At 62.5% G+C, this 26,267-nt stretch carries 27 protein-coding genes, 1 tRNA gene and 1 pseudogene; 8 read left to right on the plus strand and 21 right to left on the minus strand.

Annotated elements, in window-relative coordinates:
- Nucleotide 1 precedes the first annotated feature (1 nt).
- The 6 genes from FXB40_RS09285 to ygfZ form a co-directional block, all read right to left on the minus strand.
- Nucleotides 2–2,695 carry a DUF2339 domain-containing protein gene (locus FXB40_RS09285; RefSeq protein ID WP_148771904.1) on the minus strand — a complete coding sequence of 898 codons (2,694 nt, stop codon included), beginning with the start codon at nucleotides 2,693–2,695 and terminating at the stop codon, nucleotides 2–4.
- 48 nt (nucleotides 2,696–2,743) lie between these two features.
- The gene (locus FXB40_RS09290) at nucleotides 2,744–3,706 is read right to left on the minus strand and encodes an NUDIX hydrolase (protein WP_148771905.1); all 963 of its coding nucleotides are present in this window, start codon (nucleotides 3,704–3,706) and stop codon (nucleotides 2,744–2,746) included.
- Nucleotides 3,707–3,923: 217 nt separating this feature from the next.
- Nucleotides 3,924–4,430, minus strand: coding sequence for a tyrosine phosphatase family protein (locus FXB40_RS09295; protein ID WP_148771906.1), 507 nt, complete (start codon nucleotides 4,428–4,430; stop codon nucleotides 3,924–3,926).
- 129 nt (nucleotides 4,431–4,559) lie between these two features.
- A complete protein-coding gene (locus tag FXB40_RS09300) occupies nucleotides 4,560–5,174 on the minus strand; it encodes a YfbR-like 5'-deoxynucleotidase (protein ID WP_148771907.1) in 615 nt (204 codons plus the stop codon).
- Entirely contained in the window at nucleotides 5,171–5,797 is a 627-nt protein-coding gene (locus FXB40_RS09305) for a DNA-3-methyladenine glycosylase I (protein ID WP_148771908.1), read from the minus strand. The genes FXB40_RS09300 and FXB40_RS09305 overlap by 4 nt, the downstream gene beginning before the upstream one ends.
- Nucleotides 5,794–6,669, minus strand: a complete 876-nt coding sequence (gene ygfZ, locus FXB40_RS09310; protein ID WP_148771909.1) for a CAF17-like 4Fe-4S cluster assembly/insertion protein YgfZ — start codon at nucleotides 6,667–6,669, stop codon at nucleotides 5,794–5,796. Before ygfZ ends, FXB40_RS09305 begins: the two co-directional genes overlap by 4 nt.
- A 101-nt stretch (nucleotides 6,670–6,770) precedes the next feature.
- Between ygfZ and FXB40_RS09315 the strand changes: the two genes are divergently transcribed.
- Both FXB40_RS09315 and FXB40_RS09320 read left to right on the plus strand, forming a co-directional pair.
- The gene (locus FXB40_RS09315) at nucleotides 6,771–8,105 is read left to right on the plus strand and encodes a dihydroorotase (protein WP_148771910.1); all 1,335 of its coding nucleotides are present in this window, start codon (nucleotides 6,771–6,773) and stop codon (nucleotides 8,103–8,105) included.
- 142 nt (nucleotides 8,106–8,247) lie between these two features.
- Nucleotides 8,248–9,117 (plus strand): sulfurtransferase, encoded by an 870-nt coding sequence (locus tag FXB40_RS09320; RefSeq protein WP_148771911.1) that lies wholly within the window; start codon nucleotides 8,248–8,250, stop codon nucleotides 9,115–9,117.
- A gap of 213 nt (nucleotides 9,118–9,330) precedes the next feature.
- On the opposite strand, the gene FXB40_RS09325 is transcribed toward FXB40_RS09320, so the two are convergent.
- The 4 genes from FXB40_RS09325 to FXB40_RS09340 form a co-directional block, all read right to left on the minus strand.
- Nucleotides 9,331–9,597 carry a hypothetical protein gene (locus tag FXB40_RS09325; protein ID WP_148771912.1) on the minus strand — a complete coding sequence of 89 codons (267 nt, stop codon included), beginning with the start codon at nucleotides 9,595–9,597 and terminating at the stop codon, nucleotides 9,331–9,333.
- A 142-nt stretch (nucleotides 9,598–9,739) separates the two neighbouring features.
- Nucleotides 9,740–10,117, minus strand: a complete 378-nt coding sequence (locus tag FXB40_RS09330) for a TIGR02301 family protein (RefSeq protein ID WP_148771913.1) — start codon at nucleotides 10,115–10,117, stop codon at nucleotides 9,740–9,742.
- A gap of 46 nt (nucleotides 10,118–10,163) precedes the next feature.
- The gene (locus FXB40_RS09335; RefSeq protein WP_148771914.1) at nucleotides 10,164–10,598 is read right to left on the minus strand and encodes an NUDIX hydrolase; all 435 of its coding nucleotides are present in this window, start codon (nucleotides 10,596–10,598) and stop codon (nucleotides 10,164–10,166) included.
- Between the two features lie 17 nt (nucleotides 10,599–10,615).
- Nucleotides 10,616–11,113, minus strand: coding sequence for a hypothetical protein (locus FXB40_RS09340; RefSeq protein WP_148771915.1), 498 nt, complete (start codon nucleotides 11,111–11,113; stop codon nucleotides 10,616–10,618).
- A 63-nt stretch (nucleotides 11,114–11,176) separates the two neighbouring features.
- On the opposite strand from FXB40_RS09340, the gene FXB40_RS09345 reads away from it, so the two are divergent.
- Nucleotides 11,177–11,941, plus strand: a complete 765-nt coding sequence (locus FXB40_RS09345) for an SOS response-associated peptidase (protein WP_148771916.1) — start codon at nucleotides 11,177–11,179, stop codon at nucleotides 11,939–11,941.
- Nucleotides 11,942–11,952: 11 nt separating this feature from the next.
- Here FXB40_RS09345 and FXB40_RS09350 read toward each other — a convergent pair whose 3' ends face one another.
- From FXB40_RS09350 to FXB40_RS09375, 6 genes are all read right to left on the minus strand, one after another.
- The gene (locus FXB40_RS09350; protein ID WP_148771917.1) at nucleotides 11,953–13,146 is read right to left on the minus strand and encodes a CaiB/BaiF CoA transferase family protein; all 1,194 of its coding nucleotides are present in this window, start codon (nucleotides 13,144–13,146) and stop codon (nucleotides 11,953–11,955) included.
- A gap of 38 nt (nucleotides 13,147–13,184) precedes the next feature.
- Complete coding sequence (locus FXB40_RS09355) at nucleotides 13,185–14,114, minus strand: glycine/sarcosine/betaine reductase selenoprotein B family protein (protein ID WP_148771918.1); 930 nt, start codon at nucleotides 14,112–14,114, stop codon at nucleotides 13,185–13,187.
- A 103-nt stretch (nucleotides 14,115–14,217) separates the two neighbouring features.
- Nucleotides 14,218–14,799 carry an NUDIX domain-containing protein gene (locus FXB40_RS09360; protein ID WP_148771919.1) on the minus strand — a complete coding sequence of 194 codons (582 nt, stop codon included), beginning with the start codon at nucleotides 14,797–14,799 and terminating at the stop codon, nucleotides 14,218–14,220.
- 71 nt (nucleotides 14,800–14,870) lie between these two features.
- Nucleotides 14,871–15,308 carry a GNAT family acetyltransferase gene (locus FXB40_RS09365; protein ID WP_148771920.1) on the minus strand — a complete coding sequence of 146 codons (438 nt, stop codon included), beginning with the start codon at nucleotides 15,306–15,308 and terminating at the stop codon, nucleotides 14,871–14,873.
- On the minus strand, nucleotides 15,305–16,732 hold the full coding sequence (locus FXB40_RS09370) for an FAD-binding oxidoreductase (protein ID WP_148771921.1): 1,428 nt from the start codon (nucleotides 16,730–16,732) through the stop codon (nucleotides 15,305–15,307). The genes FXB40_RS09365 and FXB40_RS09370 overlap by 4 nt, the downstream gene beginning before the upstream one ends.
- Nucleotides 16,733–16,749: 17 nt before the next feature.
- Nucleotides 16,750–17,739 carry an L-threonylcarbamoyladenylate synthase gene (locus FXB40_RS09375; protein WP_187436750.1) on the minus strand — a complete coding sequence of 330 codons (990 nt, stop codon included), beginning with the start codon at nucleotides 17,737–17,739 and terminating at the stop codon, nucleotides 16,750–16,752.
- 68 nt (nucleotides 17,740–17,807) lie between these two features.
- On the opposite strand from FXB40_RS09375, the gene FXB40_RS09380 reads away from it, so the two are divergent.
- Nucleotides 17,808–17,884: transfer RNA gene (locus tag FXB40_RS09380), tRNA-Pro, on the plus strand.
- A 273-nt stretch (nucleotides 17,885–18,157) separates the two neighbouring features.
- On the opposite strand, the gene FXB40_RS09385 is transcribed toward FXB40_RS09380, so the two are convergent.
- Nucleotides 18,158–19,426: a site-specific integrase gene (locus FXB40_RS09385; RefSeq protein ID WP_148771923.1), complete on the minus strand. Its 1,269-nt coding sequence runs from the start codon at nucleotides 19,424–19,426 to the stop codon at nucleotides 18,158–18,160.
- Between the two features lie 957 nt (nucleotides 19,427–20,383).
- Here FXB40_RS09385 and FXB40_RS09390 point away from each other — a divergent pair.
- Genes FXB40_RS09390 through FXB40_RS49040 form a run of 3 tightly spaced genes read left to right on the plus strand, consistent with a single transcriptional unit; the run spans nucleotide 20,384 to nucleotide 21,401 of the window.
- On the plus strand, nucleotides 20,384–20,770 hold the full coding sequence (locus FXB40_RS09390; RefSeq protein ID WP_085398455.1) for a hypothetical protein: 387 nt from the start codon (nucleotides 20,384–20,386) through the stop codon (nucleotides 20,768–20,770).
- Nucleotides 20,767–21,162 (plus strand): hypothetical protein, encoded by a 396-nt coding sequence (locus FXB40_RS49035; protein ID WP_246207471.1) that lies wholly within the window; start codon nucleotides 20,767–20,769, stop codon nucleotides 21,160–21,162. Before FXB40_RS09390 ends, FXB40_RS49035 begins: the two co-directional genes overlap by 4 nt.
- Entirely contained in the window at nucleotides 21,108–21,401 is a 294-nt protein-coding gene (locus tag FXB40_RS49040) for a DUF6036 family nucleotidyltransferase (protein ID WP_347339753.1), read from the plus strand. Before FXB40_RS49035 ends, FXB40_RS49040 begins: the two co-directional genes overlap by 55 nt.
- 66 nt (nucleotides 21,402–21,467) lie before the next feature.
- Here the strand turns inward: FXB40_RS49040 and FXB40_RS09400 are convergent, their stop codons facing one another.
- From FXB40_RS09400 to FXB40_RS09410, 3 genes and pseudogenes are all read right to left on the minus strand, one after another.
- Complete coding sequence (locus FXB40_RS09400; protein WP_148771924.1) at nucleotides 21,468–24,254, minus strand: caspase family protein; 2,787 nt, start codon at nucleotides 24,252–24,254, stop codon at nucleotides 21,468–21,470.
- Nucleotides 24,255–24,257: 3 nt separating this feature from the next.
- The gene (locus FXB40_RS09405) at nucleotides 24,258–24,593 is read right to left on the minus strand and encodes a hypothetical protein (protein ID WP_085398452.1); all 336 of its coding nucleotides are present in this window, start codon (nucleotides 24,591–24,593) and stop codon (nucleotides 24,258–24,260) included.
- Nucleotides 24,594–24,823: 230 nt separating this feature from the next.
- A pseudogene (locus tag FXB40_RS09410) lies at nucleotides 24,824–25,077 on the minus strand (short-chain fatty acyl-CoA regulator family protein); the annotation flags it as partial.
- Nucleotides 25,078–25,242: 165 nt separating this feature from the next.
- On the opposite strand from FXB40_RS09410, the gene FXB40_RS09415 reads away from it, so the two are divergent.
- Nucleotides 25,243–25,452, plus strand: coding sequence for a cold-shock protein (locus FXB40_RS09415; RefSeq protein ID WP_085398462.1), 210 nt, complete (start codon nucleotides 25,243–25,245; stop codon nucleotides 25,450–25,452).
- On the opposite strand, the gene FXB40_RS09420 is transcribed toward FXB40_RS09415, so the two are convergent.
- Nucleotides 25,453–25,758: a hypothetical protein gene (locus FXB40_RS09420; RefSeq protein ID WP_148771925.1), complete on the minus strand. Its 306-nt coding sequence runs from the start codon at nucleotides 25,756–25,758 to the stop codon at nucleotides 25,453–25,455. It abuts the gene before it with no gap.
- Nucleotides 25,759–26,267: the final 509 nt, after the last annotated feature.

Consider the following 26,267-nt stretch of genomic DNA (forward strand, 5'->3'; position numbering starts at 1 on the left):
CTCAACTCCCTGCCTGCGGAGCCGGCGGCGGGACCTGCCGCCGGAACAGGATGCGCTGGTACAGCCAGCCGATCGCGACCAGCACGATGCCGAGGCACATGAACGACAGCGCACGGTAGACGCCCGTCAGCGTCGACATGTCGATCACGAAGGCCTTCAGGATCGTCAGCGCGATGACGGCGGCCGACGCCAGCCGCGCCCGCTCGGAGTTGACGAGAATGCCGATGCCAAGCAGCACGACGCCGAAAGCAAGCCAGCCGATCGAATAGGTGTATTGCTCGGCCCCCGTGGTCTCACCACTGGTGAGGAACGGGCCGTGATAGAAGCGGCGGATCTCCAGCGTCAGGTATACGAGCGCAAATACGAGCGCCGCGCCCGCAATCGTGTTCGCATAGACCTTGCCGCGCGCACCGACCACCGCATAGGCGAGCAGCAGCATCAGCACCGCCGGCAGCGCGTAGCAGAGTAGCAGCAGGTTGAACACGGCGCCGCCGACATCGATGTGCCAGATCAGCGGGTTCTCCAGGAACAGCAAGCCGAACACGCTGATGAAGCCGGCGATCGCCGTGAGCACGACCGCGCCGACATTGTGCACGATGCTGTGGCTGCGCAGCCGCAGCCGCTCCAGCCCGATTGCCATGGCCAACGACACGCAGACCTGGAGGCCTGCTTCGAGCAGTGACGGCGCTGCGATCATGTCGCCGCCGGTCGCGAGATGGCGAACCTCCATGAAGGCGAGCAGCGCGGTGAACAGGATCGCAGCCGCCTCCACCATGCGCAGCGGCGCGTCGTCACTCCTGCGGCGCAGGAACATGGTCGCCACCCAGAACGAGGCCGCCGGAAGGCCATAACCCCACAGCAGCCAGTTGAAGATCGGTGTCGTTCCGACGGCGTCGCCGACGATGCGCGGGTCATAGCCGACGCGCGCGGTGACGATGCCAGCGAAGATGGCGGCGAGCCAGCGCAGGAACGGGATCGGCCGCTGCATCGCAATCCAGGCGGTGCCGAGCGACATCAGCGCCAGCGCGATGGTGAGCCAGCCCTTCTCCAGCGCGAAGGTCAGCGCCAGCGCCAGCGCGCCGAGCGTGCCGGTCGCAAACAGCGCCGTCGAGATGGCAAGGCCGGGCCGAGTCTCGCGGCGGGTCAGCGTTTCCGTCGCAAACCCAAAGGCGGCGGCCAGCAGCACCGCGAGGATCGCGAACGGGATAGAGCGGTCGAGATGGGCGATGCGGGCGTAGAGCGCGACCAGGATCGCGATCGGCGTGGCGACGCCTGCCGCCGACCACACCACGGGAATGATCGCCGAATTCGAGCGGCCCTGCGCGAAGAAGCCCGCAATGCCGAAGCCGGCGGCGAAGATCGCGGCCATCACCAGATGAAGCGTCACCGCGCTGTCGGTGGCGGTCGGCGTGATGCCGGGCATGGGGCCGCCCGGCAGCACCAGCATGTCGGGATTGGCGCGCACGGCCCATTCGGCGAACACGATGAACACGGTCGCAGCCGCAGCGCCCAGCGCGCCGACTGCTGCCTCCGCGCGCCAGGCGACGAACAGCGTCGCCGCAACCAGCAGCGTGAAGGCGATCAGCGCGAGATCGGCATGCGCGCTCGACAGCACGATCAGCATCGCGCCGAACAGATAGGCGCCCAGCGCGCTCGACGACACCGGCTCGATCTGTCCGTCCTCGATGGTCGGGCCGAACATGAAGCCGCACACGACGAGTAGCGCAGCCAGCACGAATCCGGCGATCACATGGAAGGCGTGCGGCGCGACCTGCAATTCGCCGGTATCGAGTCCTGGGAAGACCCAGAGCACGGCGAAGACGATGGTCGTCACAGCCAGCCAACGCCACAGCCTGATACGGGCGAGGCCAAAGCTCGCGGCGGTGACGATGGCGAGATAGATGTACAGCGCCCAAAAGTCCGGCTTGCCGCTGGAGACGAGCACCGGTGTCGCGAAGGCGCCGACCACGCCGAGGCCCGCGAGCGCCGGCCCGTGCAGCAGCGCGGCTGCGAGCGTGCCCATCGCAACGATGCCGAGCAGCACGAAGGCCGTCGCGGGCACCAGGAAGTCATAGAGCGCGTAGGCCGCATAGACGGTTGCGAAGGCAACCGCGGTTCCGGCCGCGGTGAGGATCGCGGGGATGTTGGCGATCGGAAGCGCCGCGATGGTGGAGATGCTCTCCTTGCGCCGTGTCCATTCGCCGGCGCCCAGGAGGGCGAGCGCGAACAGGCCGCCGAGGAATACGCGCACCCCGGGGCCGACCAGGCCGGCCTCGATCGAATAGCGCACCATGAAGAAGCCGCCGAGCGCGAGCGCGAGCCCTCCGATCCACACCACCCAGCGCGTGCCGAGCCGTTCTTCGAAGCCTGGTTCTGCGGCGGGCACGGGAGGCGGCGCGACATTGTCGGTGCTCGGCTCGAGCGCAGGTGGCGAAACTTGTTCGGCGACCGGCAGCGGCGCCGGCTCGGTTTCGGGCGCAAGCGGCGGTGGCTCCGCGGCAATTGTTGCGGGCGCTTCAGGCGCCGGCGTGGGCATCAGCGGCGGCGGCTGCACCTGCCGTTGCGCGTACAGCATCGCCTCGAGCGAGTTCAGCCGCCGGCGCAGCTCGGTCGCCTGGCTGGTGGCCTTGATCGCGATCAGGAAGGCGACGATCGCAATGAGAATCGCAAGGTCGTCGAACGGGGCGTCGAACATGAAGGCCTCCAGGCAATCGGCGGGCAGGGGCCGATCACAAATCTTGGTCTAGCGCCGGGAGCGCACCCGCAAGCCGGGCGCCGGCCGCTCCTGGAGTACGTCACGGCGGAAGCGATAGAGCGCCGCTGGTCTCCCGCCGGTCAGTGTCGACATCACGCCGGTCGGTTCGACCAGGGCTTCGGTTTCGACCAGACGGCGGAAATTCTGCTTGTGCAGGTGCCGGCCGGAGATCGCCTCCACCGTGTACTGCAACTCAGTGAGTGTGAACTCGGCGGGCAAAAGTTCAAATACCACAGGGCGATACTTCAACTTTGCGCGCAGCCGCGCGATTCCCGTGGCGAGGATTCGGCGGTGGTCGAACCGCATCGAGGTGCCGAGCGCGGGAAGCGTCCTGCGCGCCAAAGCCGCAGGCCGGCCGTCGCGCCGCGCCTCCTCGACGAGGCCAGCCTCGTACAGGAGCTCGTAGCGATCGAGCACGCGCTCCTCGTCCCAGGCCGCACCCTCGAGCCCGAAATAGAACCGCACGCGATCTTTTCGCGGCAATGCGCGCGTGGTCTCGGGCGGCTCCTCCTCGGCCCATCTATTGAGCTCCGGGATGATGTCACGGGCGATGATCGCGGGCGGCGCCTCGCGCCAGTCTTCCCAAGGGAAGAAGCGATACCAGGGCTCGAAGCTCGCCGCGTTCGCGGCGCCTTCGGCGGTGCGCGTCAGTGCGAGATAGCCGATCGACACCATATGCGCGCCGGTGTCGCCGGCCTCCGCGTTGCGGCCGCGATCGCCAAATGTATAGAGCTGCTCGACATAGCCGAGCCGCAATCCCGCCTGTTCCTCGACCCAGGCGCGCAGGCCGATCTCGAAGGTGCGATGGCTCGGCGCATCGAACGGACCGAACGGCAGTCCGGTCAAGCCGTCGCTGCCGCGCGCAGTCAGAACCAGCGGTTCGTGATCCTCGATTGCGACGATCGCAGCGGTCAGGCCGATCTCGATCGGCGTCAGCAGCTTGTCGCTCATGCGGCAATCGACAGGAAGAAGAAATTCGTGGTGGTCGGATCGGCGTATCCGCGCGCTCGCTGCACCTCTCCCGCTTGCGGGGGAGGTCGACGCGCTCGAAGAGCGCGGCGGGTGGGGGCTTTCTCCCCAAGGGGGGGCACGCTCGCGGAGGCACCCCCACCCCAACCCTCCCCCGCAAGCGGGAGAGGGGGCGCACCTTCGATGTGGCGCGCAGTTGTCATTCGAGCTCGATCACGAAGGGGCGGCCCTCGATCAGCAACTCGCCAGGACCCATCTCGTCGAGCGCGTGCAGCATGCGACCGTTGCGCCCGAGCGCACGGTCGGCGAGGCCGACGATGCGCCGGTTCGGTGAGGCGATCGGAGAGGCCGCACGGATCTTCTTAGCGATCTCGATTTCGTCGCGATCCGGATTGAGCGCGCAGACGGCGGCGAACGCGCTCGCCGTGGAGCGGCTGATGCCGGCATAGCAATGCACCACCAGCGGTGCGTTGCGATCCCAGCCGCGCACGAAATTCAGCACCTGGTCGATATGGGCCTCGGAGGGCGCGACGAAGCCATCCATCTCCTCGGTGATGTCGTCCATCGACACCTTGAGATGATTGGCCGGGAGCACCGACACCGGCCGCGCCACCTGCTCGACATTGGCCATCACGGTCAGCACATGGCTGGCCCCGGTGCGGCGGACGGTTTCGGGAAGGGCGGCGAGCGAACAGACGTGGATCATGGCGGACCTTTTGGTTGATTATAGCCGCCGCCGTAGGGTGGGCAAAGCGAAGCGTGCCCACCATTTTTGTCGCGGTCGCAAAAAGTTGGTGGGCACGGCGCAAACGCGCCTTTGCCCACCCTACGAGGCCTATGCAAACACGGCGCCAAACCGCTCCAGAAACTGCTTCTCGGCCCGCGCCGCCGTCCAGGGCGTCAGATAGTCGCGCCGGACGCTGTCGGAAAGGCCGGGATCCCTCCCGAACAGGCGCTTCGCCTCGCTCTCGCTGAAGCCTGCGAGCTCGGTCGCCTCCAGATAGGCCGCGCCGCGATCGGCGGCCTTGATCGCCTGCGTGGTCTCGTCGGGCAGCACCGGCGGTAGGCCGAAGCGGATATGGATGGCGCCGAGCAGGCGCTTCTCCACGGCCTTGTAATGGCCGTCGAGCACCGCCTTGAACGGCGAGATCATATCGCCGATCACATATTCGGGCGCATCGTGCAGCAGGGCTGCAAGCCGCATGCGCTCATCGACGCGCGGCATCTCGTGCCGCAGCACGGTTTCCACCAGCAGCGTGTGCTGCGCGACCGAGAAGATATGCGCGCCGATGGTCTGTCCGTTCCAGCGGGCGACGCGCGCCAGCCCATGCGCGATGTCGGCGATCTCGATATCGAGCGGGGAGGGATCGAGCAGATCGAGCCGCCGGCCCGACAGCATGCGCTGCCAGGCGCGGGACTCCGCTGCGCGCGCTGTCTTCCCGGCCGTCATTTGGCCTTGAGGCGTGGCTTGCGCTGCATCTTGCTGCAGCTCGCGTGGCAATGGCAGTCGACGAGATGGTCGTTGACCATGCCGGTCGCCTGCATGAAGGCGTAGACGATGGTCGGGCCGACGAATTTGAAGCCGCGCGACGACAGCTCCTTGGAGATCTGCACCGACAAAGGCGTCGAGGCCGGCACGCTCGCCGTGGTCTTGAAATTGTTGACCTTGGGCCGTCCGCCCATGAAGTCCCACAACAGCTTCGAGAAGCCCGGGCCCTTCTCCATGATATCGAGATACGATTTTGCGCTCAGAATCGTGCCGTCGATCTTGGCGCGGTTGCGCACGATGCCGACGTCGTTCATCAACGCTTGCACCTTCTTGTCGTTGTAGCGCGCGATCTTCTCCGGCTGGAAATCGTCGAACGCTTTGCGGAAATTGTCGCGCTTGCGCAAAATCGTGATCCAGGAGAGACCGGCCTGAAAACCGTCGAGGATCAGCTTTTCATAGAGCGCGCGGTCGTCATACTCGGGCACGCCCCATTCGGTGTCGTGATAGGCCACATAGAGCGGGTCTTCGCCGGGCCAGGGGCAGCGGGTCTTTCCGTCGGGATGCAGGCGGGGAGCACGGCTCATGCGATGGGCTGCTTGGTGGGAATGCGGACGACGTCGGGTTCTGCCAGCTTCAACGCGAGACCGCCAGCGGTGAGCGGCTGGCCGGCATCGAGCGCGTCCGCAACGCGGTCGATGCGCACCAGCGCGATGCCCTTGCCCTGCGCCGACGAGCCCATGGTGCCGACGGACTTGTCACCGGCCATGACACTGACACCAGCCTCAGGTGAGGAGTCCTCGAGCAGCACCTTCACGCTTCGGGTGCGCGCCGTGCCGCGATGCTGCATGCGCGAGACGACCTCCTGGCCGACATAGCAGCCCTTGTCGAAATCGACACCGGCCAGACGGTCCATGTTGGTCTCGTGCGGGAACGCGTCGCTGTACATGAAATCGAGCCCGCCGCGCGGCACGCCGAGCGCGATGCGATGCGCCTCGTAGTCGGCGGCATCGACCAGCTCGGCGCCGATCAGGTCGGAGAGTTTTTGCTTGAGATCCTCGGGGATCAGGATGCGAGTGCCGAGATGCTCATTGCGTGGATCGGCAAAGGAGAGATCCGGCTGAGCAGCCAACTCGCCGTCCCAGGCCGCGAGCACGCCGAGATCGAGGTTGTCCACCGTCACCTTGGCGCGCAGCTTGTAGAATTTCAGCTTGGTGGCGAGGTCCTCGGCCAGCGGTTTCGGGCAGTCGATCAGGAACCCGCCGCCATGGCCGACGGGGGCCTCCGTGATCAGGAAATCCACGATGATCTTGCCCTGCGGCGTCAGCAGCGCGCCGAATCGCCCCAGGCCCGGCTTGAGCTTGTCGACATCGGTCGTGACGAGGCCATTGAGGAAGTTGCGCGCATCCTCGCCCGCGACCTTGATCACGCCCCGGTCCGGAAGAAACGCTGATTTCATGCGAAAATCTCTTGCGACATGTTGCTCCGGAACGTAAGCCCGCAAGGCATAAACGACAAGACCTCGAGCCCTGCGCTTGGGGATGAGAGAGGCCTCCAGCCATGACCCAGCGTTTCGATGTGATCCTCAAGGGTGGCACCGTCGTCAACCAGGACGGCGAGGCTGTTCGCGATATCGGCATCGCAGGCGGTCGCATCGCTGAGCTCGGCCCGCTGTTGCAAGGCTCCGCCGCCGAAGTGATCGACTGCAAGGGCCTGCACATCCTGCCCGGCGTGATGGACACGCAGGTGCATTTCCGCGAGCCCGGGCTGGAGCAGAAGGAAGATCTCGAGACCGGCTCGCGCAGCGCCGTGATGGGCGGCGTCACCGCCGTGTTCGAGATGCCGAACACCTCGCCGCTCACGGTGACGGAGGCGACTTTCACCGACAAGGTGAAGCGCGCGCACCACCGCATGCATTGCGATTTCGCCTTCTTCATCGGCGGCACCCGCGAGAACGTGCAGGATCTGCCCGTGCTCGAGCGCGCGCCCGGCTGTGCCGGCGTGAAAGTGTTCATCGGCTCCTCGACCGGCGCTCTGCTGGTGGAGGACGACGAGAGCCTGCGCCGCATCTTCCAGGTGATCCGCCGCCGCGCGGCCTTCCATGCCGAGGACGAATATCGTCTCAACGATCGCAAGTCGCTCCGCATCGAGGGCGATCCGCGCTCGCATCCGGTCTGGCGCGACGAGACCGCGGCGCTGATGGCGACGCAGCGCCTCGTCAAGCTCGCGCACGAGACAGGCAAACGTATCCACGTGCTGCATATCTCGACCAAGGAAGAGATCGAGTTCCTGCGCGACCACAAGGATATCGCCTCCTGCGAGGCGACGCCGCATCATCTCACGCTGGTCGCACCCGAATGCTACGAGCGGCTTGGCACGCTGGCGCAGATGAATCCGCCGGTGCGCGGCGCCGATCACCGCGCCGGCATCTGGCGCGGCATCGAGCAGGGCATCATCGACGTGCTCGGCTCCGACCACGCACCGCATACGCTGGAAGAGAAGCAGAAGACCTATCCGGCGTCGCCCTCCGGCATGACCGGCGTGCAGACGCTGGTGCCGCTGATGCTCGACCACGTCAACGCCGGCCGCTTGTCGCTGGCAAGGTTCGTCGATCTCACCAGCGCCGGCCCGGCGCGTCTTTACAACATGGCCTGCAAGGGCCGTATTGCCGCCGGTTACGATGCCGACTTCACGATCGTCGATCTCAAGCGCAGCGAGACCATCACCAACAAATGGGTGGCATCAAAGGCCGGCTGGACACCGTACGATGGCGTCCGCGTGACCGGCTGGCCCGTCGGCACCTTCATCCGCGGCCGCCGCGTGATGTGGCAGGGCGAACTGGTGACGCCGTCACAGGGCGAGCCGGTGCGGTTTCTGGAGACGTTGAAGCAGTAGGACGCCGCAGCCTCGTCATTGCGAGGAGCGAAGCGACGAAGCAATCCAGAATCTCTCCGCGGAGACAGTCTGGATTGCTTCGCTGCGCTCGCAATGACGAGGGGAGGGAGTTACACTCCCACTCGAACGGGAGTGCAGTCCAATGTCCCAGCCCACCGCCCTCATCACCACCACACAACTCGCTAGCATCCTCGGCGACCCCAACCTCCGCCTCTACGACTGCACGACCTACAACGAGCCGGTGCCACCCGGCAGCGACGTGCCGTATCGCGCCGTTCCCGGCGACAAGACGTTCGCGGCCGGCCACATCCCGGGTGCCGATTTCCTCGACCTGCAGGGTGAGTTCTCCGAGACCTCCGCGCAGCAATTCTTCATGATGCCTGGCGTGGCCCAGTTAGAGGCCGCCTTCGGTCGCCACGGTGCGGATGCGAGCAAGACCATCGTGCTCTACAGCATCGGCACCATGATGTGGTCGACACGGTTCTGGTGGATGCTGCGCGCGCTCGGCGTCGATGCGCGGGTGCTCGATGGTGGTTTTGACAAATGGAAGGAAGAGGGGCGGCCCGTCGAGACCGGGGCCCCGAAGGGCTATCCGGCGACGACGTTCAAGGCGACACCGCGCGCGGGCTTCTTCGTCGACAAGACTACCGTCAAGGCGCGGATCGGCGATCCCTCGACCGTCACCGTCAACGCACTCGGGCCGCAGTTTCATAAAGGCCTTGAGCCAAGCCGCTACGGCCGACCCGGCCGCGTGCCCGGTAGCGTCAACGTCTCGGCCGCGACGCTCGTGAATGCCGACAAGACCCTGACGTCGCTTGCCGATGCCGAAGCGAAATTCACAGCCCAGGGCGTCACGCGCGACAAGAACGTGATCCTGTATTGCGGCGGCGGCATCTCGGCGACGATCGATCTGTTTCTGCTGACGCAGCTCGGCTACGACAAGCTGACGCTCTACGATGCTTCCATGGGCGAGTGGGCGAGGGACTCGGAGCTGCCGATCGAGACGGATTAGCTCGCATTCCCGACTGTGTCGGGAACATCTCCCGGTTGTTCCGAGATTAATGCTCGTCTACGCCAGCGGCTTCCGTGCGATAAACGCAGCAGACTTCGCGAACAATGTTCGCCAAAGCCTGTTCGCCAAAGCCTGTTCGCCAAAGCCTGTTCGCAAAGTCATTCATCCGTAGACTGGCCCCGCCCGTGAGGCGGGGTCATTTTCGAACAGGGCTTACTGCCTTGCGAGGCAGACCGAGAATTCGCCGTTGCGGATGCGGGCAGGAACACCCTCGACGAATTTCGCCACCGCGTCCTCGCCATAGGTGCCGACGAGCTCGGCGAGCGCCGCAAACAGGCTCGCCTGTGCCAGGCAATCGCCGTCGACGCCGTCATGGCGCGCTTCGGCCCAGGCTTCGTTGAGATAGCTCAGTGCGGCTTGTTTCTGCTCGTGATCGGGCAGCGGCGCGCGGGCGGGGGCGTAGGAAATCGGCTGGCTCATGAATCTCAATCAGGGCTGGGGCGCGATCCACCGGCGATGCGCTGTGCCAAGAGGTGTAGCACGCGCATTAACGACCGCTAGGCCACATCTTTAGGAACGGTTAACGGCTGTGAACAAAGTCGATGACAGAGTTCCCGCGAGATCAGTTCGCGTAGCGCGCCGTGAGATCGCGCGAGATCTTCGAGCCTTCCTCGATGTAACGGCGGATTGCCACCGTCGCGGCCGGCGTGCAGCTCCGGTAGGTCTGCTGAAAACCGTTATAGCCGCGGTTGAAGGCCGCGATCATGCGGGTGCGGCGCTCGCCGGCGGGGGTTTCGGCATCGATCAGCGCCTGCATCTCGCTGCGCCATTTGTTGCCCTCGTTGGTGCCGCAGATGCCGCGCAGGTAGTGTAGGCCGCCAAGGACCTCGGCCAGCCGCTGCAAATCGGCGTCGAACGGCGCCGCCACGTCCTGGGCCCGGGCGGGCGCGGAAGCGCAGGCGAGAATCAGGACAAAAATGGCCAGAAATCGCGTCGACATCGGCGGGCTGTATGCCCCCTCGGCGCTGATGACGCAAGGCGGGCGCTCAGGGGCCGATCAGTCGGGCGGCGGACTGGATGATCTCCTCCAGCCCCCCGGTCATTTTGAGGTCACCGAGGCTGCCCAGAGCGTCCGGGGCAATCCAGCGGTAATCATCGAGCTCGTCGTTCAGGGCGGGTTCCTTGGCCACCCAACGGGCGGCAAAGGACATGATCAAATAATGGCCGGCACCGGGTGCGGCCGGGAGCACCTCGCGCCAGCCGGCAAGGCTGACGATCTCAATTTCGAGCCCGGTCTCCTCGTCAACCTCGCGGCTCAGCGCCTGGTGCAGTGATTCGCCGAATTCGACCCGGCCGCCGGGCAGTGAATAGAACCCCTTGGCGGGCGAGCGGGCGCGGCGGGTCAGCAGCACCTTGCCGTCGCGGAAGATGGCCGCGCTGACCGCGATCTGTGGGTGGGTGGGCTGGATGACCGCAGCCATTTCTTCAGCTACCTGACTCAATTCGCCATGATGGTGTCGACGTCGGCTTCCGCACCGCCATTGATGATGCCGCCGCAGGCCGCGATCAGCGGCTTGACCCAGAGGGTGGCCTGCTCGGCGAGCCGGACGCGGGTCGTGTCCTTCTCGACCTCGCGCATGGCCGAGCCGACCGCGGTCAGGATCGAGGTCATGGTGTCGGTGATATGGTCGAACTGGGTTCGCACGCTCGGCTCGGCCTTTTCATAGGCTTCGATTGCCAGATCCCGTGCCTTGAAATTCGATGCGGTAAAATGTTCTGCATAGGACAGCGGCGACCAGGTCAAAAAATCCTCGGCGCATTCCGGCATGTCCGGGATCATTTCCAGAAGCATCACGGCTTCATTGAAATGGTTGAGATAGTCTGTGGCAAGCCCGGTCCGCGGATTGATATTGGCCACGCGCAGCCGCTCGGCCCAGGCCGCGGCCTCGGGGCCCGTCTGTGCGCGCGTCGCGGGTTGGGAGGCCGTTGAGCTCATCCGCCGCAGTGTTAACGTTCTGGGTTAAAAGGACCTGAACGGACCCTATATAGAAACCCTGAGATGTGTGGACGCTTCGTCATAACTTCGGCCCCCGAGGCTTTGCGGCAACTGTTCGGCTATATCGAGCAGCCGAATTTCCCGCCCCGGTACAATGTCGCGCCGACGCAACCGATTCCGGTTGTTCTGGTCGAGAATGGCGCGCGCCATTTTCGTCTGATGCGCTGGGGCCTGCTGCCGGGCTGGGTCAAGGACCCCAAAGGCTTTACGCTCCTGATCAACGCCCGCTCGGAGACGGTGCTGGAGAAGCCCGCGTTCAAGAGAGCGATTCGCCGGCGGCGCGGGCTGATCCCCGCCGACGGCTATTACGAATGGAAGGCGATCGACGGCCGCAAGCAGCCGTTCTTCATCCATCACGCCGACGGTGCGCCGCTCAGCTTTGCCGCAGTGTTCGAAACCTGGATCGGGCCGAACGGCGAGGAGCTCGACACGGTGGCGATCGTCACCGCGGCGGCTGGCGAGGATCTCGCGAGCTTGCATGACCGCGTGCCTGTCACCATCAGCCCGCGCGATTTCGAGCGCTGGCTCGATTGCCGCAGCGACGAGGTCGATTCGATCCTGCCGCTGATGACGGCCCCGCGCCTCGGTGAGTTCGTCTGGCACCCGGTCTCCACCCGCGTCAACCGCGTCGCCAATGACGACGATCAGCTGCTCTTGCCGATCAGCGCGGAGGGGATGGAGGCGGAGGTTGAGGCCGCGAAGCCCAAAAAGTCAGTGCGGAAGGTTGCTGCTGCGTCATCAGATGACGGGCAGGGGTCGTTGTTCTAGATGCGGTGCCGTTACACAATCTCCCGCGCCCGCAACGCCGCGATCTCCGCCGCATCGAACCCCAGCTCGCCCAGCACCGAATCCGTATCCGCACCCAATTCCGGCGCCATGCGATCGAGCTTGCCGCCGCCATGCGCGAGCTTGAATCCGCTGCCGGCAAAGCGCAGGCGGCCATAGGGCGTGTCCAGTTCTTGAATGGCGCCTCGCGCGGCAATCTGCGGATGGTCGATCACCTCCTCGACCTTCCAGATGCTGGCGCAGGGCGCGCCGGCGTCTTCCAGTAAGGTCTCCCATTCGTGCGCAGGCTTTGCCGCAAGCGCCTCCTCGATGATGGCACGCAGCGCGGGCTCGTTCTCGTTACGCGAAAACCAGTCCGCGAAGCGCGGATCGCTCAGCGTGTCCTCGCGGCCGAGCGCGGCCATCAGCGCGCGGTATTGTTTTTCGTTGTTGACGGCAAGCAGGATGTGGCCGTCACCGCATTTGAACAAATTCGCCGTAGTCCTGCGGCTGACAGCCTGATTGCCCGAAAGCTGCTGGCGATGACCGGCGACCGACCAGTCTGCGATTTGTCCCGACAGAAACGCCATCGTCGCCTCCAGCATGGAGACGTCGATGAGCTGGCCCTTGCCGGTGCGGTCGCGCTGGTAGAGCGCGCTCGACACGCCGAACGCAGCCGTCGCGCCCGAGAGCACGTCGCAGACCGCAAAGCCTGCGCGCGTCGGCCCTGTTTCCGGATGCCCCGTGATCGCCATGATGCCCGACAGCGCCTGCATCTTGCCGTCATAGCCGGGGCGCAAGCGATCCGGGCCGGTCTGGCCGAAACCGGACACCGCGCAATAGATCAGCTTCGGATTGATCGCCGACAGCGCCTCGTAGCCGATGCCGAGCTTGTCCATCACGCCGGGGCGAAAGTTTTCCATGACGACGTCGACGGTCGCGGCGAGCTTCTTCACGATCGCGATGGCCTCGGGCTTTTGCAGATCCAGCGTCAGGCTGCGCTTGTTGCCGTTGATGGCCTGGAAGGCGGGCGCCAGCCCGCGCTCGGCCCATTCGCGGGACAGCGGCGTGCGGCGCATGTCCTCGCCCTCGCGCCGCTCGACCTTGATGACATCAGCACCCAGCAGCGCGAGCTGGTAGCTCGCATAAGGGCCGGCCAGCACTTGTGTGAAGTCCAGGATCTTCACGCCCTCGAACGGTCGCGTCACGTCTCTCTCCCCATGTTGTTTTATTTTATCGGAGGACGTCAGGCGGCGCGATTGCCGCGCGCGATCTCCTTTTGCTTGTCGAATTCGGCGCGGCGGCGCGCCAGCTCTTCGGGGCTCATTTGTGCGACGTTGTTGTAGTCGAGCTTCCAGGAGGCGTCCTCGCTCCAGCGCAGCGGCGACTGCATCGTGGTCTGCGGGCCGCTCGCGGTCTCCAGCAGTTTCAGCGCCAGCCCCAGCGTCTGTGCTTGCGAAGCAATGTCGTGCGGCTTGCCGGCGGAATTGCCGAGCGGGAAGTCCGAGAACAAAAAGCGCGGCACGGCGGCGTGTTCGATGATGTCCTTGGCGCAGCCCATGATCACGGTCGGAATGCCGTTGGCCTCGAGATGCCGCGCCACCAACGCCGTGGTCTGGTGGCAGACCGGGCAGTTCGGCACCAGCACGGCGACGTCGACCTTGTCGGCAATGCAGCGCGCCAGAATCTCCGGTGCATCGGTGTCCAGCGTGACGCGATGGCTGCGGTTGGTCGGCGCGCCGAAGAAGCGCTGGCTCACCTCGCCGATCCGGCCGGCGGCTTTGGCCTTCAAGAGCTGCGGCAGCGGAAACCAGGTGCCGTTGTCGGTGGCCGTGGTGTGCTTGCGGTCGTAGCCGATGTGCGAGATGCGCAAATCGTGTTGCTTCGCCGTATCGCCGTCATAGACCTGATAGAACTTCGCGCTGCCATTATACGCCGCGCCCGGCCCTTGATCGCCCTTGGTCGGATCGAAGGGCGCAGCCGTGGTGATGATCGTCACCCGAGATTGCGCCAGCGGCTTCTTCAGCTTCTGGAACGGCGCCTCGGTGTAGTGCGCCCAGCGATACGCGGTGGTGTATCCGATCGCGGTGTAATAATCCCGCGTGCGCTGCATATAGGGGACGGGGGCATCGTAGTCGGGCGCAAAGCCGAATTCGTCGTCGCGCGGAGCGGACATGGGCGCGTCTCCTGGTTCTTGGTTAGAGCCAGACTAGAGATAGTCGGCGGTTTGCTCAACAGGCGCCACGGCCGTGCAGGCCAGAATTGTCGGCCCGGCGGGGCTACCTGAAAATATGCAGCGCCGCGTATTGCAGCAGCATGATCGCCTTGGCGTCGATGATGCGGCCGTCGGCGATCATCGCCAAAGCCTCGTCGATGCCCAGCTCCAGCACCTCGATGTCCTCGCCTTCGTGCTCCAGGCCGCCGCCGGCGCTGACGCGCATCTCCGGCTCGTATTCGGCGACGAAGAAATGTATTTTTTCAGTCACCGCGCCCGGGCTCATGAAGGCCTCGAACACCTTGTGGACGTCGTGTAGGCGATAGCCGGTTTCTTCCTCGGCCTCGGCGCGGATGCGCACCTCGGGCGAGGCGTCGTCCAGCACGCCGGCGGCGGCCTCGATCAGCAAATCGTCATAGCCGCGAATGAACGCCGGCAGGCGGAACTGGCGCACCAGGACCACCGTACGCCCGGCGCGATTGTAAGGCAGCACGGCGGCGGCATTGTCGCGCTCATAGGTCTCGCGCTTCTGCGTCTGCCATTCGCCATTGCCGCGGCGGTACTCGAACGTCGTGGTCTTCAGCGTGGTCCAGCCGTCCGAGAGCACGCGGACGTCCTTGATGCGGACGCGGTCTGAAATGGTCATTGCGGTCTTCCGGATACGAGCATGATCCGGAAAAGTGTGAAGCGGTTTTCCGAAAAGATCATGCTCAAAAATTATGAGGTGGGAGCGCGGCCGTCGAGCCACTTCTGGAACATCACCGACGTCGATTCCTCGAAGCCGAGCGATTGGTAGAACGCATTGGCCTGCGCATTCTCGCGCCGGACCAGCAGCTGAAGCTTTGCAATGCCGGCGGCGCGCAGCCAGTCTTCGGCGGCGGCCATGATCGCCCGGCCATAGCCGCGCTTGCGTCCATCCGGATCGACCGCGACGTAGTAGATCCAGCCACGATGACCGTCATGGCCGACCATGGCGGTCGCGACGATCGCGCCCGGCTCGCGTCCGATCAGGATGGTGGAATTGTCGCGCCGCCGCGCCAATGCGATGTCGGCATGCGGATCGTTCCACGGCCGCGTCAGGCCGCAGCGCTGCCACAGCGCAACGACCGACTCCACGTCGGCATCCCTGATCGCGTCAATCGCAAGAGTGCTCACAGTACTTTCCCCGGATTCATGATGCCGTGCGGATCGAGCATCGCCTTGATCGCGCGCATCAGCTCGATCGCGGTCTTGTCCTTGACCTCGGGCAGCTCGTCGCGCTTGAGCACGCCGATGCCGTGCTCGGCCGAGATCGAGCCGCCCATGCGCAGCACGATCTCGAACACCACAGCGTTCATCTCATGCCAGCGCGCCAGATAATCCGCGGTGTCGGCGCCGATCGGCTGGCTGACATTGTAGTGCAGATTGCCGTCGCCGAGATGGCCGAACGGCACTGGCCGCGCGCCGGGGATCAGCTTCACCACGGCGGCGTTGGCTTCCTCGATGAAGGCGGGCACGGTGGCAACAGGCACTGAGATGTCGTGCTTGATCGAACCGCCCTCAGGTTTCTGTGCCGACGACATTTCCTCGCGCAGCTTCCAGAAGTTGCCGCGCTGGCTGAGGTTGGCCGCGATCACGGCGTCGTCGACGATCTCCTCCTCCATGGCGCGGGCCAGGATCGTCTCCAGCGGCGTGCGGGCGTCGTCGCCCGGCGAGGACAATTCCATCAGCACGTACCAGCGATGCTTCTCGGCAAGCGGATCGCGGACGTCGATGCCGTGGCGGACGGAAAAGTCGACTGCCATCTCAGAGAGCAGCTCAAAGCTCGTCAACGCATTGGCGGCTTCGCTCTGCGCGATCGTCAGCAGTTTTAGCGCTGCCGTCGGCGATTTCAGCCCGACATAGGCCGTCTCGACCGCCCGTGGCTTCGGAAACAGCTTTAATGTCGCCGCGGTGATGATGCCGAGCGTGCCTTCCGCGCCGATGAAGAGGTTGTGGAGGTTGTAGCCGGTGTTGTCCTTCTTCAGCTTCGACAGCACGTTGAGCACACGCCCGTCGGCGAGCACGACCTCCAGCCCCAGCGCCATCTCGCGCGCCACGCCATAGGCAAGCGCGGCGGTGCCGCCGGCGTTGGTCGAGAGATTGCCGCCGATGGTGCAGCTTCCTTCCGCGCCGAGCGACAGCGGAAACAGCCGATCGACGTCGGACGCTTTCTGCTGCGCGATCTGCAGCACCACGCCGGCCTCGCAGGTCATGGTGTTGGAGGCGGTGTCGACCTCGCGGATCTTGTCGAGCCGGCGCAGCGACACCACGACCTCGCCATTATGCGGCGTCTGTCCGCCGACGAGGCCGGTGTTGCCGCCCTGCGGCACCAGCGCGATCTTGAGTTCGGAAGCGAGCTTGCAAATCGCGGACACCTCAGCCGTCGAGCCCGGACGCAGCACCAGCGGCGAGCGGCCGTGGAAAAGATTGCGCTCCTCGGTAACGTAAGCCTGGATGTCGGCCGCATCGGTGATCGCGTACTTGTCGCCAACGATCTTGCGGAATTGGTCGATCAGCTCCGGCGCAAGCGGCGGGGTGGCGGATTGATTGATGTTCATTATCTCGTCTCTTGCTCTTATCGTGCCACCGCAGCGCGCCGCAGCCGGTCGTTGATCGCTTCACCCAGGCCCTCTTCGGGGATTGCCATCACCGCAATCGCTCGCGGCGCCCTGGCATCAAGAGCGCGAAGATAGCCGAACAGATTGGCGGCGGCTTCATCGAGATCAGCCGCGGGCGACAAATTCATGACAGCGGCGGCAGCCTCCTGGCCGGGCAGGCGATCAGGCCCGAACGCCAGCAGCGCTTCGCCGGGTGCCACGTCTTGCGCGCCCAGCCTCACGGTGGCGTGGGGCGCGTAATGCGAGGCCATCATGCCCGGCGCCAGTGGCTGGCTGTCGTGGCTCTCGGTCTCCACAGGCGGTCGGCCTAAGGGCATGCCGAGCACGGCCTCGATGCGTTCACGCGACAGCCCGCCGGGGCGCAGCAGCATCGGTGCCTCGAAGCAGCCAACGATGGTCGATTCGACGCCCACCGCAACCGGTCCGCCGTCGATGATCAGGTCGATGCGTCCCGCAAGGTCGCTCTCGACATGAGCCGCCAAGGTTGGCGAGACGTGGCCGGAGATATTTGCCGACGGCGCCACCACCGCCCCGCCAAAGGCACGCAAAATGGCTTCGGCCACCGGGTGGGCGGGAATGCGGATCGCGACGGTGTCGAGGCCCGCAGTGGCGAGATCGGCCACCGGGCAATCATTCGTCTTCGGCACCACCAGCGTCAGCGGCCCCGGCCAGAACGCCTCGGCAAGCCTCAGCGCGCGCGCATCAAACCGCCCGATCCGGCGCGCGGCCGCGAGGTCGGCGACATGGGCGATCAGCGGATTGAAGGCCGGCCGGCCCTTGGCGGCATAGAGATGGGCGATCGCGGTGGCATTCGTCGCGTCGGCGCCGAGCCCGTAGACCGTCTCGGTCGGGAACGCCACCAGCCCGCCCGCGGCCAAAATCCGGGCGGCAGCTTCCGCGCCGGCCTGGCCGGCCGGCAGAATCGACGTTTCAAGACCCGTTTTCACAGGGATAAAATTCCTCATCTCGGCCGCTTGCGGTGCGCCAAACCCGACGCTATAAGCCGGCCTCTTGTCGGAGTGTGGCTCAGCCCGGTAGAGCACTGCGTTCGGGACGCAGGGGTCGCAGGTTCGAATCCTGCCACTCCGACCATTATTTCAAATACTTATACTTTCGATGATTTTTGCGCGCAACGAAATGCGCAACAAAATGGCTCGATCGGAGCAGTGTGGTGGCTGTAGAGCTCGATTCTGCATACGAGCGTTGGAGTAAGGCCGTGCACGCGCTTGTCACAGCCAACGATCGGTTTCTGCAGATTTCGCCGAGGGATCCTGAGAAGTCCGGGGCTTGGGCGAAGGTGCGGGCCGCTCAATCTGAGCTCGACGCTGCAGCGAACGAAATCGATCCCAAGTTCCCCGCGCGGGACTAGCGTTGGCCGCCAAACGCCTCAGCGGCTTCTTCCTGGAATTCAGGATGGTGATGACCGTAGTTTGCCTCAAGCTGCTCTACCGTCATTCCAAGCCAGCCAGCAGCCTCCCACATATCGACGCCGGCCTGCATCAGCCACGTCGCTGCTGTATGGCGTAGCGAATGCCGGACAACATCCTCGCCAAGCCCCGCGTCCTGCAGAATACCTTCCCAAGCTGACCTGATCTTGCCGGCAAGCGGCTGGCCATCGTGAATGCGGTTCACGACGAATCTGATTTGTTCGCCGTTCTCCAGAATGCCGGCCGCGCGCAGTTCGCTAGATCGCATTTGGTCGATCTTGCGCCAGCGGACCAAGTGAGGGCGCAGGCGGCTAGCGATCTTTGCCGGAGGGCGCCGTTTCTTAGTTGACCGTTCCAGGGCGCCTTTGCCCTGATAGACCATGCCGTCGAGGTTCATCCATGGATGCGTGGTGGTGGCGAGCCATTGTGTGCGCCGAATCGTTTCCTCGCGCCGCGCGCTGTAAACGCCAATCAGACAAAAGCGGGCGGCCGGATAGCGTCGCCGGATGATCCACCGCTCCCGGCGCAACAGCTTGCCATCTTCCTTTCGTTTCCAGGATTTTCGCTCGTTATCCCACACGTAGCCGATCGCGGCACCGAGCAGGCGCGCGGCTTCGTTGCGCGTCAGCCAGCGGTGGCGGCCTTCCGCCTTGGGAGGTAGGGTAATCTTCGGAACGACGCTCAGCGTGTGCTCCGCATGGTACGCGTTGATGGCAGCACGTAAATCCTCAAGCCGGCGCCTAGCGGTTTGCTCGGAAACTTTGCCTTGACGTGGCTTAAACCCGGCCTGCCTGTTGTTTTCATTCGGCGTGTTCGTGGACCAGTCCACGAAGTCGCGGCACAGCTGGGCCTTGAGCTTGCTCACTGTCTTGTCACCGAAGAAGCCATTCAGATCGAGGAGCCGGATGAGCAGTAGATCATGCTGCGCCCAGGCTCGCTCGTCACTCTTATCCTTTGGCCGTTTGGATACCTCGTAGGCAGTAAGGACGTCGGCTATGGCGAGGACCCCAGGGTCACTTGCCCCGATTGTGGTTGGGTGCCGTCCGCCGATGTAGGTTTCGAGCGCTTTCGCAGCGCCGTCAATGTCGTCGCGGCTGCAACCTGTGCGGATCTGCCGTCGCTTTCCCTCCGATCGATCGAGGATGACCCAGCATCCGTCGTCTTCTCGGAACCAGAGTCGCGGCGGCTTGGCTTTGCGGCCCGGCATGATGGCTTTACCAATTTGCGGATAGCACGAGGCGTCGTCAAATCTTTACCTGCCACTTTGGCGATTTCAAGAGTCCCAACTGCCGCTGCCCTGCGCAGTGATGATAATGTCAGTGGACCTTGCGGAAAAAACACGGCGACAGCCTCGCTAAAGGTCATCGCTTCATCCTCGTTCCATTGGGAGGGATCCGGTCGTGCTTTCGCGCGCGCAAGCTTGTCGGCATTTCGCTTGGGCATGTGTTGGACCCGGGACCTTTGCTTCCGCTGTTCTGATCAACGTGTAAGCAAAATCTGCCCTTCGTGAAGCTTGATGCCTTGGCCGGTGCGGCAATCGGCGACTTCCGAGTACAAATTGGACGATCGAGGACTCTGAATCATCGCATTCCCAAATGGCGTGATGTTCGGCTTCAACGAAAATTCGTGGCCATTCCCAAATCGTCCATCCGTAAAGCAGTGTCCCTCCGTCTCTCGCAACCTTTGCGGCAACGTTGCTGAAGCACTCGCTGGCAACGGCGCCGGGCTCAGGCAAGACTGAGATCCAGACAGGCTGTCGGTCTGGGCTGAGTTCGCGGCAAAGGGCCAGGATGGGCTCGGAGATCTCCCGCGGGGAGGGGTAAAGGTTCTCTGGAAGATCTCAGTTCGTATCGCCGGCATGGCCTCCATTCCCGTTTTGGGCCTGAAAGGAGGATTATCGCTCTTGAGGCGATAGATCGAGCTAAGATATTGATTTGTCTTATCAATATCCCCATGTTTAGTTGAGTAAGACGCTTGCTGGTCGGAGGTCAGGTTCCTTAGACCTTGGCGATTTTCCGGGTTTTTGCCCCGTTGCCCGAGCTTATCGGAACTGCTAGTTTGAACGGACAGGGAACATCCGCCGTCCAAGAGGATTGGTGGGTAGCTGGATTTTTAAGGGTCGATGCCCTATTTTCCACCCTGAGATAGGCACTGGTCGAGAGCCATGAGCGTCCGGATCAACCGGGAATACGTGAACGACACCGCGAAGCTGATCATGCATCGGCTTATTGCGCGGCAGATCGGTCGCGACCCGTCGCTGGTCGAAAGGGCTAAGGATTCTTTGGCCCATAACTACCAGCGTTTCGAAGGCTACGCTTTCGTTCGCGAGTGGTCGGACATGCTTGGCTTTCCTCCTTCTACGGTCCGCCGCCGTCTGACGAGCCGCGACGAAGAGATGACGCGTCTGCGTCTGTCCTCACCTTTCGTTTTGGCGGAAGGCATCAATTTCGAGGACGACACTCTGCGCCGTCGTATCTGGAAGGCGGCGAAGCGGATTGCCGAGAGATCTGCGATCCATCAGACCGCGGGACTTCCGCGGATGGCTGCGTGACACAAAACTCGTTTGTTCGCACTATTGAAGACCTTGTCGAGACAGTCAGGGTGATCGCCCGGCTATTTAAAACCGACAAGGTCTTCATCATCGGCAGCCAAAGCATCTTGCTTTCATGGCCAGACGCACCAATCGTCCTACGCACCTCTGGCGAAATCGACGCTTATCCGGAAAACGCGAAGATTTGGGAGATCCAGCAGAAGGAACTGGATCCCGAAGACGATCCAGAGGCTTCAGAAGAGATCAATGCCCTCTATGGCGAGGGCTCTAAATTCCATCGCGAGCACGGCTTCTATATCGACGGTGTCGACGAGAACACCGCGCGGCTTCCTGAAGATTGGAAAAGCGGGCGATCACCAAGACGGTCGACGTCGACGATCGAAAGGTCCTAGCCGTTGCCCCATGTCCTGAGGACATCATCGTATCCAAACTCGCTCGCTTGTCCGACAAGGACAAGGAGTTCGTGGAAGGCTACCACCAGGCGCGACCGTTCGATCGCGAGCTCGTTGTCGAGCGCATCAAGGCGACGAAGCTTGAGGCCGAACTTCAGGAGCGAGCCATAAACTTCGTGCGCGGCCTTGCGGATGCGCCGAAAGCAGATGCTGCGGCAGGCAAGACGGTCGGATCATAGCCGTTGCCGGCTGTGCAACCTATCGCGCCTTGATTCAGCGTCGCGCGTCGGCGGGGGCGTTGCGCTTCAGCGCTTCTCATTCAGGTCCTCCAATTCGATCGAAGCAAACACTCTCACCGCCAAGCTTGCGATGTCCGCACGCAATTCTGGTTCGATTTCAGTAGCAGCGAGCGCGCTTAGCTCCGTGACCCACCTCTTTTTTTCCGCAACAGGGCGATCACGCAGGTACTCCTGCACAATCAAGACCTCGGATCTGCGACGGCGCGCATCACCTCGGAGGCTCGACACCAATCTTAACAAGCCTTCCGGGGTGGGCGGATCTTGCCGATATCTAATTTCCGCTCGCGCAGCCAACATCCAATCCACGTATGCGCGCGGTGCGAGAAATCCGCGCCAGTCAGAGAGGTTTATTCCTGGAATTGGATTAGGCAGATCGAAAAGCTCTTCCTTCATTCGGGGGTCTTGATAGCCGCGAGACGCCATGCGTGCGAGCATCCCGAGCTTGAGGTCGACAAGTGATTTGATTTGGTCGCGTCCTTCAGTCGTTTCACCGTGAAAAATATAGTCCGATATGTCTTTTCTAAGCGGACCGAGCCACGATAGACCTTCCGCATAGGCATCGAGCCCGGGGGCAATAGATTCCATGCCATTTGTCTTAGCTATTCTCTCGATTGGTTCATCCAGACGCAGGAAGCGCTGCTTTGACTCGGAGGACATCTTTGCAGCGCCAACACTCAGAGTCTGCAGGGCGCGATCGGGACGCGACAGCGCCTCTGAGAACAGTTGCGCCCACATAGGCGGCACTTTGTCTGCGGCAATTCTATTCGGCCATCTTTCGACTGTTTGAAAAAGGGCGTCTTCCAACTCTCCCGGAAACCCGCGATCCGCCGCCAAGCGCACAGCCATTCGGAGCCTGTCCTTGGCGCTCACCGATTGTGGCACCTGCGATAACAAAGACCACCCTTTAGACGTGTCTTTGATCGCCTCACGGTGGCAAATTTCCTCGAAAGCTCCGAGAAGCAGTTTGACCACGGTATCGCTACGTTTTCCGTACTTGACCGGGGGCGTCGTGAGATCATCGAGGATCCTCGCTGGCAGCTCTGGATCAGCTTTCTCCTCCTCCAGCCAAGCAAGGAGAATATCCGCCATCGTGCCGCATCCCGACGTTTTCAGTTCGGAAACTTTGTCGGCATCTCCTTTCGCTAACGCCGTCTCATTTCTCAATCGTCGTCCAAGTGCGTAGGATCTAATCAGGTGGCGAAGTTTGGCGGCGCTAATCACTATGTAGTCAAGTGGATCGGATTCAGGAGATTCCGGTCGTGGCGGCTCCGCTCGTAGGATGAGATCCAGAACTCGGGCTTGGAAGATCAGAAAGTCAAATAACTCGGGTGCGTCGGCTCTGGCCGCCGAGAGAGACAACGATTGCCAAAAATCGCCCTTACCCCACTCGAGGTACTCGTAGCTTATTGTTGTCGCACATGCGTTGGAATTAAATGTAGCCAAATCCTTGTGCTGGACGACCGGTCTAATCAAGCCGTCCATGTCAGTAGGATGATCGAGGACAGCCGACGCGCCAATGGCGATTAAATGATCTATGTCCATCGGCCGGGGGCCAAACAGCATGCTTGAGTATCTGGATACGCCAGCTCCGCGCCTCTTGAAATCGAAGCTTTCCGGATTGATAAGGTTCAAGTCTGGAGCTGCTTCCTGGGGCATGCCATTGAGTGCCCTAGTGTAAGCGCGGATGCCAGGTCGCAGAGCGCCTTCGATGACCTGTAGCCAGCGGCGCTGGCCGAAACGATCGGTCTGCCACCACATACCCTCGATCTTCCGGCTCAACGCCGCTGCCCTAAGGGACGGCTCTTCGGTGATGTCAGCTACTGTAAATGGGAGCTCGCTTCGTAGCAGGAGATCTCCCGGCAGTGACGGTAACCAGGATGGACCTGCAAAAAGTGCCAAATAGCCCTTGGAGCTGAATTCAAGATGCCAGGTCGCGGCATAGATGGTCACGATCGAGAACGCGGCAATTACACAGATAGTGGTGACTACTGAACGCCACCGCGCCAATAGCGCGGTGAACGTTCCAGGCGGTGGGCGAGTTGAGGGGGCGATCGGCAGGTAGATATTATCGCGTGACAGTCCGCCGGAAACCGGCTCCTGCGGGGCTCTCCCTTTGAGATTGAACGCGAGCGCAGGTACTCTTCTCTTTAGGTAGGGAAACAAGGCCTCATCCAGGCTAAGGTGCTCCGAGCGAAGCCGCGCCGCTTCGTCGATTTTCTCGAACAACGCCAGCGCAAGCAAACTTGACCCACTGGCGTCAGTTGCAGATTTTAGGAGATCGTCTTCGTAGGCTAGTTGATCCGCTTGACACGAAGCGACGAACAACCTGCAACGAGAGCCTTCCAACCGGCTGAAGAACTCGCTGCCCCAGAATACCGCCTCCGCGTGGCAGCAATCCACAAAGATCAGGACGTTCTTTGCTTGCATTCTACGGAGCGCATCGTCGATAAAGTGGGCATCGACGCCTTGGCCAACCTGCGGATGGTCGTACGCGCAGAAGTTGGCGCCGTTTGCCGTACGACGACCGTGACCGGCAAGATAGATCAGCACGAAATCAAGGTTTTGCAGGGTCGCGAGTGTCTCGAGCGAGGATTTAATTGTAAGGTGAGTCGCCTGCGCGTTGAAAAATGCGAAATGTCTCGACTGCTCGCGCGGGAAGGTGTCGGAAACCCACGCGTGGACACGGCGGGCGTCTGCGCTAGCACATTTCAGGGGCAATTCATCCCCTTGGTAGAACCCTTGGGGGTACTCGTCGATTCCAATCGCGAGGGAGGCAAAACGGGCTTGGGCCATCGGCTACCAAACGAAAAAATCTCGGATGCCGGTCGATGAGCCTCTCGATCCCTTAACGCCTGCGGGAGCGTGGGCAATCAGCTTCTGCAGTATAATTGGTGCGGCCAGACCAACGAAGTAGACGTCAAATGGAACTCCGTCAGAGCCGAATCGAACCCACGCGAGAAACGCGCCCACCAAGACCATCGCAATCGTCACAATCCAGTAAAAAACCGACTTTGCGTAGATCGGCACACGACCACCGCGTCGAAGTCCATACCAATGAAGAACCTCCGCCGAGATTCCGCCGGCCGCGCCAACGGAAAAAACGGAAAAATCGCTGCTGAGAGTGGCAACCATGGTGTCCCCGCCATTTGTACAATTTTTGAGTTACGAGGCGCAATTATATCGCGCAGCGAGAAGCCGTAAAGCGCGCGCGGACCTCTTCAGATACTGGCTATACTCGCTTGGCTCCCGAAGTGGACCGCGCTGTCGAACATACGTCGGCTCACCCAACGCCCGCCGGATCTGAAAGTAATCCAGCGATCGGCTCGCGATATCTAGGCGTGTTTTTGAAGGTGCCCGTATAATCAGTCATCGGAGAACCCAAACGGTACGCTTGACGTCCTGAAGTCGTCGGGAAGGAGTTCGCGACCAATTGGAAGCGCTGACCGAGCCGCGCATCTCGGGCGGCGGCAGATGCGACGCCGATCGGCGTTGCCTCCTCGGAGCGTGGTCCATGGCCGCCGCGCATATAGACCAATTGCCCGGCGTGCCCGGCTGCGCAGCCAATTGTGATTGCGCGCTCGACGCGGATTGCACCGAACGAGCCTCCGCCGGCGCTGCCCATCGCGCGCATCTCGCCGAAGATGATTTTGACGGGTATACGAACACAAGGTGCGCGAGCTACTTCCGCCGGAGGAGTTTTGGGAGCTGCGCCGTAAGTTCAAGGTGGAAAGCTCAGCAAACCTGATTTATTCTTTCGGAATTGCGTAGCGAGGAGAATAAAATGGCAACTGGCGTGGTAAAATGGTTCAATGCGACCAAAGGTTTCGGCTTCATTCAACCCGATGATGGCGGCCAAGATGTTTTTGTGCACATAAGCGCCGTCGAGCGCGCTGGTCTCTCGGACCTGCGTGAGGGACAGAAGGTCTCTTACGAGGTCAAAGTCGATCAGAGGCGGGGCAAGAGCAGCGCGGAAAATCTGCGCGTATCTTGATCACTGCATTTTTCTCTCAAGATCTCTTAGGAGCGTGTGGAGAAAGTCGCTCGCGCAATCATATCGCGCGCCGCCGCCGGCGATATCATGCGCGCGCGGCTCTACTATACTGCCAACGGTTTCGCGGCCGAGTAAATCAGCTCTTTCAGACCACTGCTGCAATAGACGATCAGGAATGTCTTCCGCGGACCCGAACAGCTTCAGAAGGCATTCCTCACCTTCGGCTTTGTGGTCGTGATGAGCTTTCGCCGCATAGAAAGCGAATAGTCCACGAAAAGCATCACGGGAAACGGCCGGTTTTGCCATTGCAATGTCCCCGGAAAAATTGACTGCTCAATGGGACTATCTTGATTGTCCAGTGCAGGAAAATCCAGCAAAACTTTCGTCGCACGTCACAAGAAAAGGCCGCCCTTCGGACCGCCTCAGGTTGTTCGCTATGCTGATCTAAAATCGTGCTGAAAGCACCACGTCAGACCCCGGGTGTAAATAGATGCGAGATGAACGTTCCAGCCCCGGCCCTAAGATTATGCCAAGGTGATTTGCTTCTGCCAATGTAAATCCGATGAATGCCGGGAAAGAATGCGAATTCCCAACTTATGTTAGTTTTCGTTTGGAACTCGGCAGGTTGAAATCATGATGATCTATCAGAATTGCGTGCTCGACGAACTTGGTAATGCGCTGAGCGCAACAGAGTAAGAAGCCAAGGTCAAGGCCGCCGCGATGGTCGACGGACATCGGGTGGCGATCGACGCGTCGCTCTAGCACTCCTTTGGCAGATTCCCAGTTTTGCCTGCTTTATAGGATTCCCGAATCAA

Source organism: Bradyrhizobium rifense, assembly GCF_008123425.1.
GTDB lineage: Bacteria > Pseudomonadota > Alphaproteobacteria > Rhizobiales > Xanthobacteraceae > Bradyrhizobium > Bradyrhizobium rifense.